Consider the following 12,128-nt stretch of genomic DNA (forward strand, 5'->3'; position numbering starts at 1 on the left):
CTTAATCTCCATATTTTTCGATGATATGTGCTTTATCAATTGGTTGTGGCATATTGTTTGATGCTACCATCGAATCATCCCTCATAACCGAAGCAACACCAGAATCATTATTATGTTTAAGACCTACTGCATGACCAAACTCATGGGTAAATGCATATTGTCTTAACGCATTGCTCCCTAATGAAGAAAGATTCGTATGATCAAATCGTACCCTTGATCGATGTCTTCTGTCGTCTGGATTCACCTGAGTCCATCCAAACAAACCATAGACCCAATGGTCTACAGTGCCATATACGTCCTTGCCCGGAATCGTATTACCGACATAAGTTACAACACTCCCATATGTGGGTTCCGATGACTCCTCGTGGAAAGTCAAGGCATCAGATATTCCATCCCATGCATTAAATCCTGTATTTGCATAACTTGTATAGCCATACGAAGCTACCGATGAATCTTTCCAAAAATATAAATGCAGTGGTTCATTGCCAAAGCCAATTTTATGGTAATGATCGCTACTTGCTAAAGCAGTAGTTCCGCTAACTACAGTTATACATATTGCAAGAATAACTGGCTTCATTGACTTCAGAGTTTTCATAAATCATCTCTCCCGTCTTAATTTTCTCGTTTACACATCTTCATCCTTAAACTAGACTCCTTATCTACTTACAAGCACTGTTTAAGGTAAATTAAGCAACCTCCTTTCACAGCAAAATCGTTCGTTTGCCTGACATGCTGCCTACTATATATGACATATCAAAGAGACCGTATGTAACACCTTTTTTTGGAATTATTTAAATAACCTGAGACGAAGGCTGTCGCCAAACATCAATCAGCATTACTGTCAATGAAAATTCCAGAGGATTTTTATAACGAATTGGCTGATATTTGAAATTTCAAGGAGTGCTAATGCTAGAAGAGCAGTCATACAGCCAAACATACGCTGAAATGAGTCATTCGAGGGGTAGACCGGAAAGTGAGAGGCGCTCACCCGGGGTATTTCATTTTTTTTCCATCAATTAATTTGTTTGTAGGGCATTGAAACTTGGGCTTAGACTCTTCCGGTAATGTATAAGGGTGCTCAAGCCCCAGATTCCGATGGATGATTGGCATTATTCAACAACTTATTCACAACGTTTACCAATGTCGCTGCTGTTCCATTGCCCAAGATCCGATCTACTAATGTTGAAAAATAACTTAGTTCGATTTATCATATATGGAATATTTTATTTTTTAGATTTGTTTTTTTACAAATTAATCCGACAGGTCGGAGGGATGAAAAAGTGACTGAATTTTTTTTCACAAAGGTGGAGAATGAAGATGACAAAGAATATACAACAAATCTGTATAATCAGTATTATTCATTGCTAAAGAAGCAAGCTTACAACATTACAAATGAATACAGTGTAGTTGATGACCTTATTCAAGACACCTTTTTGAAATTACTGCCACGAATCTCTCTCTTACGGTCTCTTAGTAGTTATAAAATGACATCCTATATCTTTTACACATTGAAACATGTCTGCTTGGATTATAATAAAAGGAAAGTGCAGTATTCAAAACGTACTCTTTCTGGCTTAACTAATGATATTACAGATAATATTCCTGATCTTCAGGCTACGATAGACGAGAACCTTCTTCTACTTGAAGAACTCGAAGTCTTGAAACAAGCTTTGTTGCAACTATCTGAAAGAGATCGATATTTGTTATTTTACAAGTACACTATGGAATTGAGTGACCGGGAAATAGCTGGACTTATAAATATACCACATAATCATATTCGACAATATGTCGCTCGAGCTAAGCATCGTGCATTTCAAAAACTATCTCAAAGAATCAATGATTGTGTTACCGACAAATAATTCTATGGACCACAGTTCACTTAAGGAAGAATATAAGGAAATAACGATCTATCACTATAGGAGGCGTTTTGCCAACTGTGAGGCAACATGTTTTTGGGGTAAGCGGACATTAGCAACAATCTTCCGCACCTCTCGAAAGAGATGCGGAGGGGGATTCACCAATATCAAGACTCGACAAGGGCGATAAGTAGGAGGCAGTTCTACACTTGGTCCGATTGCAACAGCTCGCTGATCGTGACCAGCTCGTATCCCTCGCTCGTCAGCTCCCGCACGAGCTGCCGCACGGCCTCGACCGTCTGGGAGCGGTCGCCGAAGCCGTCGTGGAAGATCAAGATGGTGCCGGGCTCCACCGTCTCCCTCGTCGTCTCCACGATATGATCGACTCCCGGCATCTCCCAATCCCTCGCGGCGCCGTTCACGGCCCCGATGACCGGATAGCCGAATTCCGCGACGGTCGCCGCGGCTTGCTCGTCAAACGCGAAGTAAGGCGGCCGGAACGTCGCGGGCTTCACCCCGGTCGTCTCCAGGATGATCCGCTCGGAGCGAAGCAGCTCGGACCGGCGCGCTTCTTCGTCGAGCTTGGTCACATCCGGATGCGTATACGTATGATTGCCGATCTCGTGTCCCTGTTCGAGTACGGCCCGGGCCGTATCGGGAGATCGCTCGATCTGCTCCCCGATCATGTAGAACGTCGCTTTGCCGTTCGCCTCGCGGAAGATATCGAGCAGTTGAGGCGTATAAATGGGATTAGGCCCGTCGTCGAACGTAAACGCGACGACCTTCCGCGTCGTCGGATGCCTCATTACGGGTGAAGTTAAGGTCAAGATCGCTCAGCTCCTCTTCTTCTTGTCGTCCCCGATTCTACTCTCCGGACGATACTCCGTCAATCCTTCTAATTTTATAGGATTCGCGCGGCCAAGAGGCCGAGGTATTCCTTGAGCGCCAGCCCCGTGATCTGCACCGATTCGGCGTTCGGAGCGAGGCGGCCCGGATAGAAGGCGAACCGGCCGTTCGTCCAGTAATCCGCCGGGTACGGCTGCACCTTCACTCCCGCCTGCTTGAACTCCAGCACCGAGCGGGGCATGTGGAAGGCGGACGTGACCAGCACCGGGGAATCGTAGCCTTTCTCCTTCAGCAGCTCAGCGGTGTTGACAGCGTTCTGCTCCGTGTTCAAGGAGCGGTTCTCGACGAGGATGGCCTCTTCCGGGACGCCGAGGCCGAGCAGCTGCCGCTTCGCGATATTCGCTTCGTTGCCGGTGTCGGAGAACACTTGGCCGCCGGAGAACAGAATCGGCAATCCTGTCGACCGGTGCAGCCGGACGGCGACCAGCAGCCGGTTCGCCGCCGCTCCCGACAGGTTGCCTTCGCCGTCGATGTCGGGAGTCGAGCTGGTCGCGCCTCCGCCCAGGACGACGATAACGTCCCCTTGAACCTCGCTCGGCTGCGGATACCGCTTCTCCAAGCTGCCGATCAACGCGTGGCTGACCAGTTGAGTCGCGGACAAATAGAATAGAAGCGTTATCGCCAGCAGGGCGACGGCCGGCTTGCGCTGGCGCTTCCACAGCCACAGGACGAGCAGCAGGAGCAGCACGACGAACAGGCCGGGGGGCAGCACGAAGCTGTAGATGAATTTGATCAGGTAGATCAACGCGGGTCACGTCTCCTTCTCCATCCGGAACGATCTAATCTATCTCTCTCCATATTGTAGCATGGCGAGATTGGAGCGTCTGTCCGTCGAAGGTTAACTTTTTCTCCTGGGAGGCGGGACTTTATACCGGAGGGCTGAGGCGGGAGCGTCGGGGGTATCGGTCGGGCTCATCGATTGAAGCGCGCGAACGCAAAGAAGCGGCAAAGCCCCGAATCGGGAGCCTTGCCGCTTGCCGACGAAGCATGAGCCCTCGAAGGGATGCGATGCCGCCGGTCAGAAGTTGAAGTTGTCGGGATCGGAGCCGAAGCGGCGGTTGCGGTTCAGGCCGTCCAGCAGCGCCATGTCCTCGGCCGACAGCTCGAAGTCGAAGACGTCGGCGTTCTCGCGGATCCGCTTCTCGTTCGTCGACTTCGGAATGGTGACGACGCCGTGCTGCAGATCCCAGCGGAGCACGACCTGCGCCGCCGTTTTCCCATGCTTGGCCGCCAGCTGTCCGATCTCCGGAACGTCCAGATTGCCCTGCATGAGCGGGCTCCAGGCTTCCAGCTGAATGCCTTGGCGTTCGCAGAACTGCCGCAATTCGACCTGCGACAGGAGCGGATGATACTCCACCTGGTTGACCATCGGCTTGATCTCGAACGCTTCGAGAATGTCCTTCAAGTGATGGATCTGGAAGTTGCTCACCCCGATCGCCCGAACCGCCCCGTCCCGGTACAGCCTCTCCAGGGCGCGGTACGTCTCCAGATACTTCCCCTTCACCGGCCAGTGCACCAGATACAGGTCGATCACGTCCAGCCCGAGCCGCTCCCGGCTCGCTTCGAACGCCCGCAGCGTGCTGTCGTAGCCCTGGTCGGAATTCCACACCTTCGTCGTGATGAACAGCTCGTCGCGCGGAACGCCGCTGTCCTGGATCGCCCGGCCGACGCCCTCTTCGTTGTTGTACGCCTTCGCCGTGTCGATGCTCCGGTAGCCGACCTCGATCGCCGTCCTTACGGCCTGCTCGACTTCCTCGCCTTCCTTCACTTTGAACACGCCGAGTCCGAGCCGGGGCATGCGCACCCCGTTGTGAAGAACGGCGACGTCCGTCAAGCCTTGCAGTTGAATCGTCATGAGATCGATGGCCTCCTTTTCCGTGTCGTCATGAGATCGATCGCGTCCGCCCGGCGGCCGCTTCCATGAGCCCCTTGATGTAGCCGACGCCGTACAGCCGCCCGAGCAGCTCGTAGCCCGGGTTGGCGTTGTCCTCCCCTTCCATCGTCGGGACATGGTCGGGCCGCGCCGGACCGGAGAATCCGACCTCGTAATACGTTCTCATCGCTTCCAGCATATCCGTCTGGCCGTCGTCGTGGAAGGTCTCCTCGAATTTCTCGGCGCTGCCGCGCACGTCGCGGAAGTGAACGAAGAACAGCTTGTTCTGCGCGGCGAACCGGCGAATGACGCTCGGAATGTGCTCGCCGGCCGTCGTCAGCGTCCCTTGGCAGAGCGTGACGCCGCTGTACTCGCTCGGCACGAGGTCGATGGCCCGCTGCAGGGCATCCGCGCTTCGAAGAATTCGCGAGACGCCGCGGATCGGCGAGATCGGCGGATCGTCCGGATGAAGCGCCAGCTTCACCTTCGCCTTCTCGGCTACCGGAACGATTCTCTCCAGGAAATACTTCAAGTTGTCCCACAGCCGCTCCTCCGTGACGATTCCCGCTTCCGTGAGCGGCGCGTCCTTCAGAAGCGAATGATCGTAGCTCGAGACGAGCGCCCCTCCCCGGGTCACCGTCGTCGTCGACGTGCGGAACCAGTTGAACTGCGCCATGAAGTTGTAGCAGAGCACCGGAATGCCGACGGCTCCCATGTTCTCGACGAACCGCTTGAAGGTCTCGATCTCCTCGTCCCGGCCGGGCGCGCCCAGCTTGATCCGGTTCGAAGGCGGCATCGACTCGATGACCTCGAGCTTGAGACCGGCATCCTCGAACCGGCGCTTCATGTGCAGGAGCGGCACGTACTCCCAAGGCTCCTTCTCTTCCCAAGGCAGAGGACCGACGGCATGTCCGAGCCCCATCTGCCTGGACAGGCTCCAGAGGCGGTTCGGACGCGACGGCAGAAATTCGGCCAGCAACACGGCGGCAACTCCCCCAATCGATCGATGATGAAAATAAAAGCGGCGGCCGACCTCCGAATCCGCGCGAAGCAACCGCCGCCCGATCCCCGCCTTACTTCTGCTTGGCCGCGATATCCTGGCCGAGCTTGTTGATCTCCTCGTACGCCTTCTCGACCGTCTTCTGGCCGAACATGACCGCTTCCATCGTCGTCTTGTAGAAGTCGACCCACTCCGTGTACCCCGGGCCCGCCGAATAGAACGGCATCGCCTTCTCCGAAGCGACGTCGGCCAGCGCCTTGCTGATCTTGTCCTTCGCTTCCAGATTCGGCTCGAGCTCCTTGTAGATCGATTCGTTGATCGGAATGCCGCGCGTCAGCCCGAGAGCCTTGCCCCCTTCGGAATCGGTGATGAACCACTTGACGAACTTCTTCGCCTCTTCCTTATGCTTCGACGTCGCGCTGACGCCGAGGAAAATCGTTGATTGCGCCCAACCGCCCCCGGATGGCCCGTTCGGCACGTTGACGACGGCCACCTTGCCCGGCATCAGCTGCTCGAGCGCCGCGACGGAGCCGACCGTCGCGCCCCGCGTCATCACCTTGCCGGACGCCATCGGGTCCGCCTGCGGGTCGTTCTCCAGGAACGCGAGCGAGGTGTCGGCCGGAGGAAGCACGTTCTCCTTGCGCAGAGCCGCCAGCTCGTTGTGGAACTTGACGAACAGGTCCTTGTCGAGGTTGAACGTTTTGCCGCCGTCGGCCATAATCGCTCCCTTGCCCTGCGAAGCTTGATACCACTGGAACCAGTCCCAGGCGTTCGTCGGGTCGCCGATCGGGTACTTGTCTTCCGGCAGCTTCTTCTTCGCGTCGCGCGCCCACTGGAAGTACTCCTCCCACGTCCAGCCCTGCTTCGGCAGCTCGATGCCGGCCGCCTCCAGGTCGGGCTTGTTGTAGGCGATCCCTTGCGCGTTATGGCTGAGCGGGATGCCGTACAGCTTGCCGCCGATCTTCACGTTCTCGAGGATGTTGTCGGGCACGACGCCGGACAGGTCGATGTCGGACAGATCCTCCATGACGCCGCGGGACACGTAGTCCTGGATATAGGCGGCGTCCATCTGCAGCACGTCCGGCACCGCCTTCGAGGCGACGAGCGTCGGCAGCTTCTGCCAGTAGGCGTCCCACGCCATGAACTCCGGCTTGAACGTCACGTTCGGGTTCTGCTTCGTGTAGATGCCGAGAGCCGCCTTCGTCGCTTCGTGCCGCGCGTCGGGCCCCCACCACGTAATGCCGAGCTCGACCGCCTGACCGCCCGGCGAGGCCGACGCGCCGCTCTCGCTCGGAGAAGCGCTGCCGCTCGGCGCGTTCTCCTTGTCGCCGCCTCCGCTGCCGCAAGCCGTCAAGACCAGCGACAGAGCCATCAAGAGCGCGCCCGTCTCTTGAATTCCTCTTCTTTTCCTCATGACATCCAATCCCCTCTCGATTCATTCTATTTGGTTCAGCCTTTCATGCCGGTAGTGGCGATCCCCTCGACGAAGTGCTTCTGCGCGAAGAAGAAGATGACGGCGGACGGGATGACCGACAGCAGCGACATGGCCAGCAGTTGCCCCCACTTGATCTCGAACTGGTCGATGAACATGCGAAGAGCGAGCCCGACGGTGAACTTCTCGACGGAGCTCAGGTACAGCACCTGGGCGAAGAAGTCGTCCCAGCTCCAGATGAAGGTGAAGATCGCGACGGTGACGAGTGCCGGCTTGACGAGCGGAAGGATGATCCGCAGGAAGATCCCGTATACGGAAGCGCCGTCGATCTTGGCCGCGTCGTCGAGGTCGCGCGGCAGGCCGCGGATGAACTGAACGAGCAGGAAGATGAAGAACGCGCCCCCGCCGAAGAAGTGGGGAAGGATCAGCGGCACGTAGCTGTCGACCCAGCCGAGCTTGTTATACAGAATGTATTGCGGCACGATCGTCACCTGTCCCGGGAGCATGAGCGTCAGCAGCATGATGGAGAACCAGAAGCCCCTCAGGGGAAAATGAAGCCGGGCGAAGCCGAAGGCGACGAGAGCGGCCGTCAGCACCCCGCCGGCGACGTTCGCTACTTCCATGAGCAGCGTGTTGACGAAGAAGTGCCCGAACGTGAAGTCGCTCGAGAATCGCCAGCCTTCCGAGTAATTGTCCCATCTCGGCGAACTCGGCCACAGCGTCGGCAAGCTCATCTCGGCCGTCTCCTTGAGCGAGGCGCCGAGCCACCAGATGACCGGGTAGAGCATGAGCAGCGAGAACGCGATCATGAACAGATGATGGAGAAGCTTCGAGGGACGAAGCGTCATTTGGATCTCCCCCCGTCCGTCTCGTAGAACACCCAATATCGCGAGGCGAGGAAGTTCAGCGCCGTCAGAACGGCGACGATGACGAGCAGAATCCACGCCAAGGCGGAGGCGTAGCCCATCTGGTAATGCTTGAACGCTTTCTCGTAGAGGAAGACGGCGTACACGTACGTCGACTGCATCGGACCGCCGCGGGGCGTAATGACGAAGGAAGCGGTGAACATCTGGAACGAGCCGATGATGCCCAGGACGAGGTTGAAGAACATGACGGGCGAGAGCATGGGCAGCGTGATGTGGAAAAATTTGCGGACCGGATTCGCGCCGTCGACCGAAGCGGACTCGTACAGCTCCTGGGGAATCTGCTTCAGCCCGGCGAGGAAGATGACCATCGTCGAACCGAATTGCCACGTGTTCAGCAGAATAAGCGTCCCGAGCGCGGTGTCCGGATTGGAGATCCAGCCCGTGCCTTCGATGCCGAACCAGGCCAGCACGTGATTGACGTAGCCGTCCTTGCCGAACATGTTGCGCCACAGCGCGGCGACGGCGATACTGCCCCCGATCAGCGACGGGAAGTAGATCGCGGTGCGGTACGCGTTCATTCCGCGAATGTTGCGGCTCAGCAGCATGGCGACGAGCAGCGAGAACAGCAGCTTGAGCGGAACGGAGAACAGGACGAACGCGAACGTGACGCTAAGCGACTTCCGAAAGGTAGGATCGCTGCCGAACATTCTCGCGTAATTGTCGAGCCCGACCCAGACCGGCTCGCTGAGCAGCGAATAGTCGGTGAAGGACAAGTAGAACGATTGGCCGATCGGCCACAGCGTCAGAAGCAGGAACCCGACGAGCCACGGCGAGATGAACACGTAGCCCGACCAATCGATCCGCTTCTTCGCCCGCTTCCGCGCCGCATCGGCGATCATTGGCGCCGGCGCTCCGGCGTTTGCCCGGGTAACCCCATGAGCGGTTCCCCCTTTCTTCTCTCGATTTTGGAGCCTGGCAATAAAATAACATTAAGCGCTTACATCTTTAAGGAGACGAATTTACGATTTTGTTTGTTTTTTTTGCGAAAAAATCAAACAAAATCATAATTTTATGGCATCGCGCCGTCCGATAGCCTCTCGTTATCATGAACTTGCAAACGCATGCAGCCTGTTCCCGGGAGAGGAGGAGGATGGATTCGTGAGGCTGCAAGGAAAAGTCGTCTTCGTCACCGACGCCGACGGCCCGTCCGGCCGGGCGATTATGCTTAGGTTGGCCGCGGAAGGAGCTTCCCTTCTATTGAACAGCGCCTCGGGAGGAGCGGACGTCGCGGCGGAACTGGAGAAGGTTCGCGAGCTGGGAGCGGACGCGCTCGTCGTCTCCGCCGACCTGCGGCGAAGCTCCGAAGCGGCGCGTATTCTCGACATGGCGGACGAGCGGCTCGGCGCCGTCGACGTTCTGGTCCACAACCACGACCGCGTCGTCCCGATCTCCGTCGAGACCGGAGAGGAATCCGTGTTCGCGGACGTGATGGATTGGAACGCGAAGACGGCCTTCGTCTGCGCGAAGGCCGTCGGCAAGCGGATGGAGGCGGGACAGAAGGGCAGCATCGTCTTCGTCAGCTCGATTCACGCGGAGAAGCCGACCGGCATGTCCTTCGCTTACAGCGCGTCCAAGGGGGCCGTCAAGATGCTCGCGCGGGAAGCGGCCGTCGTGCTCGGACGCCACGGCGTGCGCGTGAACTCGATCGAGTTCGGGCCCGTCGAAGGGGTCGACTCCGTGTTCCGCAGCGATATCTCGCTGCTGTACGACTCCTACCGATACAAGGTGCCGGACGGCGTTCTCGGCACGCACGAGGATCTGGCCGAGCTGGTTCTCTACCTCGCTTCCGACGAGGCCCGTTACCTCAACGGAGCGGACATCCGAATGGACGGCGGGTTCCTGATGCATTACCTGGATTTCAAAATGAAGAAGCCCCATGCCGCGGGAGGCGCCCCATGAGCCTCGCGGGAAGAGTCGCGCTCGTCACCGGAGCCGGGACCGGCATCGGCCAAGGCGTCGCCCTTATGCTGGCCGAACGCGGAGCGAAGGTCGCCTTGGGCTATCATTCCAGCGACGAAGGGGCGAAGGACACTCTGCGCCGGATCGAAGAGCTCGGCGGCGAAGCGATGCTCGTGCGGGCGAATGTCGCGATCCGAACGGAGATCGAGGCGATGGCGCAGGCGGCCGCGGAGCGCTTCGGCGGCCTCGGCATCCTCGTGAACAACGCGGCTCTGCAGCTCAACTACAACTTCGACCATGACGACGACACCTACGACCGGCAGATCAACGTGAACCTGAAGGGATACTGGCAGTGCATCCAGGCCGTCGTCCCCTATATGAAGGAGAAGGGCTTCGGCCGGATCGTCAACATCTCTTCCGTCCACGGCAAGCGCCCGACCGACTTCGATACGGTCTACGCGATGACGAAGGGCGCCATCAAGATGCTCACCCGGGAGAGCGCGATCGAGCTCGCCAAGTACGGCATCACCGTGAACGCGATCGAGCCCGGAGCGATCCGGGTCGGAAGGCAGGGCACGAAGGAGACGAAGCCGTTCGTGCCGCCGGAGCTCGCCGAACGCGCGCGGGAAGAGAGGCGCGACCTCCGCTGGAAGTTCCCCCTGGGCCGCGTCGGCCTGCCTTCGGACGTCGCGAGCCTCGTCTGCTACATCGCTTCCGACGAGACGGAGTTCCTGACGGGAGCCGCCATCCGGCTCGACGGAGGAAGCATGCTGCTGTAACTCTACCACCCCGATAAAGGAGTCCGAGAACCATGTCCACGCCGGAAACCTACGAGAGCACTCTCGCTCATGTCAATACCTTCTCGAGTCCGTCCGAATTGAGAATTACCGACATTCGCTTCGCCGACATCGCCGGGGCTCCGATGCACTGCAGCCTCATCAAGGTGTACACGAACCAAGGTCTCGTCGGCTTCGGGGAAGTGCGCGACGGAGCGGACAAACAGTACGCCCTCATGCTCAAGAGCCGGCTGCTCGGAGAGAATCCGTGCCAGATCGACAAGCTGTTCCGCCGCATCAAGCAGTTCGGGGGCCATGCCCGCCAAGGCGGCGGCGTCAGCGGCCTCGAGATCGCGCTCTGGGATCTCGCGGGCAAGGCGTACGGAATCCCGATCTACCAGATGCTCGGCGGCAAGTTCCGGGACAAGATCCGCATGTACTGCGACACCGACGTGCACGGCAAGGATACCGGGACGCATATGGGCCTCGCGCTGAAGGAGCGGATGGACAAAGGGTTCACGTTCCTGAAGATGGACCTCGGCATCAACCAGATCATCCACGAGCCCGGCACGCTGAGCGCCCCTCTCGGCTTCCTCGAGGAGATGAGGTCGCTCTCGAAGGCCTGGTATGACGCCCAGCGCGACGGGAGCCTGAGCGAGGAGGAGCTGCGGCGGGCGCGCAACCGGCTTTACGACATCTACAACATCGCCCACCCGTTCACCGGCATCCACGTCACCGAGAAGGGGCTCGACATGCTGGAGCAGTACGTCGCGGAGGTGCGCGCCGTCATCGGCTACGAGGTGCCGCTCGCCATCGACCACTTCGGCCACATCGGGGTCGAGGACTGCATCAAGCTCGGGAAGCGGATCGACAAGTTCAACCTCGCCTGGATGGAAGACATGATTCCTTGGCAGTACACGGAGCAGTACGTCCGGCTGGCCCGCTCGGTGACGACGCCGATCTGCACCGGCGAAGACATTTACCTGAAGGAAAACTTCCGTCCCCTGCTCGCCTCCGGCGGCGTCTCGGTCATTCATCCCGACGTGCTCACGACCGGCGGCATTCTGGAGACGAAGAAGATCGGCGACATGGCGCAGGAATACGGCGTCTCGATGGCGATCCACATGGCGGAGAGCCCGATCGCGTGCCTCGCCGCCGTTCATGCCGCCGCGGCGACGGAGAACTTCCTCGCGCTCGAGTTCCATTCGGTGGACGTCGATTGGTGGGACGACCTCATCGTCTCGAAGCTGCCGAAGCCGCTCGTCGACAACGGCTTCATCGCCGTGCCGGACGCGCCGGGGCTCGGCATCGAGGAGCTGAACGACGAGACGATCGCGCAGCATCTGCATCCGAAGATTCCCGGGCTGTGGGAGGCGACCGACAGCTGGAACGACCATTGGGGCCACGATCGGCTGTGGAGCTAGAGCGGTTGGGAGCAAGCGGGAGCCGGGCGCTATGGC

At 58.2% G+C, this 12,128-nt stretch carries 12 protein-coding genes; 4 read left to right on the forward strand and 8 right to left on the reverse strand.

Going from position 1 to position 12,128, the window contains the following annotated elements; all coding sequences use genetic code 11:
* Position 1 precedes the first annotated feature (1 nt).
* Positions 2 to 595, reverse strand: coding sequence for a zinc metalloprotease (locus tag H7B90_RS05945; RefSeq protein ID WP_185134933.1), 594 nt, complete (start codon positions 593 to 595; stop codon positions 2 to 4).
* Between the two features lie 685 nt (positions 596 to 1,280).
* On the opposite strand from H7B90_RS05945, the gene H7B90_RS05950 reads away from it, so the two are divergent.
* Positions 1,281 to 1,859: an RNA polymerase sigma factor gene (locus tag H7B90_RS05950; RefSeq protein ID WP_185134934.1), complete on the forward strand. Its 579-nt coding sequence runs from the start codon at positions 1,281 to 1,283 to the stop codon at positions 1,857 to 1,859.
* Positions 1,860 to 2,059: 200 nt separating this feature from the next.
* Here H7B90_RS05950 and H7B90_RS05955 read toward each other — a convergent pair whose 3' ends face one another.
* The 7 genes from H7B90_RS05955 to H7B90_RS05985 form a co-directional block, all read right to left on the reverse strand.
* Positions 2,060 to 2,683, reverse strand: a complete 624-nt coding sequence (locus H7B90_RS05955) for a polysaccharide deacetylase family protein (RefSeq protein ID WP_376701718.1) — start codon at positions 2,681 to 2,683, stop codon at positions 2,060 to 2,062.
* A 74-nt stretch (positions 2,684 to 2,757) separates the two neighbouring features.
* Positions 2,758 to 3,507, reverse strand: a complete 750-nt coding sequence (locus H7B90_RS05960; RefSeq protein WP_185134935.1) for a YdcF family protein — start codon at positions 3,505 to 3,507, stop codon at positions 2,758 to 2,760.
* A 273-nt stretch (positions 3,508 to 3,780) separates the two neighbouring features.
* Positions 3,781 to 4,617, reverse strand: coding sequence for an aldo/keto reductase (locus tag H7B90_RS05965; protein WP_185134936.1), 837 nt, complete (start codon positions 4,615 to 4,617; stop codon positions 3,781 to 3,783).
* A 28-nt stretch (positions 4,618 to 4,645) separates the two neighbouring features.
* The gene (locus tag H7B90_RS05970) at positions 4,646 to 5,617 is read right to left on the reverse strand and encodes a mannonate dehydratase (RefSeq protein WP_185134937.1); all 972 of its coding nucleotides are present in this window, start codon (positions 5,615 to 5,617) and stop codon (positions 4,646 to 4,648) included.
* 91 nt (positions 5,618 to 5,708) lie between these two features.
* On the reverse strand, positions 5,709 to 7,049 hold the full coding sequence (locus H7B90_RS05975; protein WP_185134938.1) for an ABC transporter substrate-binding protein: 1,341 nt from the start codon (positions 7,047 to 7,049) through the stop codon (positions 5,709 to 5,711).
* A 35-nt stretch (positions 7,050 to 7,084) separates the two neighbouring features.
* Positions 7,085 to 7,915: a carbohydrate ABC transporter permease gene (locus H7B90_RS05980; RefSeq protein ID WP_185134939.1), complete on the reverse strand. Its 831-nt coding sequence runs from the start codon at positions 7,913 to 7,915 to the stop codon at positions 7,085 to 7,087.
* A complete protein-coding gene (locus tag H7B90_RS05985) occupies positions 7,912 to 8,832 on the reverse strand; it encodes a carbohydrate ABC transporter permease (RefSeq protein ID WP_185134940.1) in 921 nt (306 codons plus the stop codon). Before H7B90_RS05985 ends, H7B90_RS05980 begins: the two co-directional genes overlap by 4 nt.
* A gap of 259 nt (positions 8,833 to 9,091) precedes the next feature.
* Between H7B90_RS05985 and H7B90_RS05990 the strand changes: the two genes are divergently transcribed.
* Genes H7B90_RS05990 through H7B90_RS06000 form a run of 3 tightly spaced genes read left to right on the forward strand, consistent with a single transcriptional unit; the run spans position 9,092 to position 12,092 of the window.
* Complete coding sequence (locus tag H7B90_RS05990; protein WP_185134941.1) at positions 9,092 to 9,892, forward strand: SDR family NAD(P)-dependent oxidoreductase; 801 nt, start codon at positions 9,092 to 9,094, stop codon at positions 9,890 to 9,892.
* Complete coding sequence (locus H7B90_RS05995; RefSeq protein ID WP_185134942.1) at positions 9,889 to 10,671, forward strand: SDR family NAD(P)-dependent oxidoreductase; 783 nt, start codon at positions 9,889 to 9,891, stop codon at positions 10,669 to 10,671. The genes H7B90_RS05990 and H7B90_RS05995 overlap by 4 nt, the downstream gene beginning before the upstream one ends.
* A 32-nt stretch (positions 10,672 to 10,703) precedes the next feature.
* Complete coding sequence (locus H7B90_RS06000; RefSeq protein ID WP_185134943.1) at positions 10,704 to 12,092, forward strand: mandelate racemase/muconate lactonizing enzyme family protein; 1,389 nt, start codon at positions 10,704 to 10,706, stop codon at positions 12,090 to 12,092.
* The last annotated feature ends 36 nt before the right edge of the window (positions 12,093 to 12,128 follow it).

This window comes from Cohnella xylanilytica (assembly GCF_014212175.1).
GTDB classification, from domain to species: Bacteria; Bacillota; Bacilli; order Paenibacillales; family Paenibacillaceae; genus Cohnella; species Cohnella xylanilytica.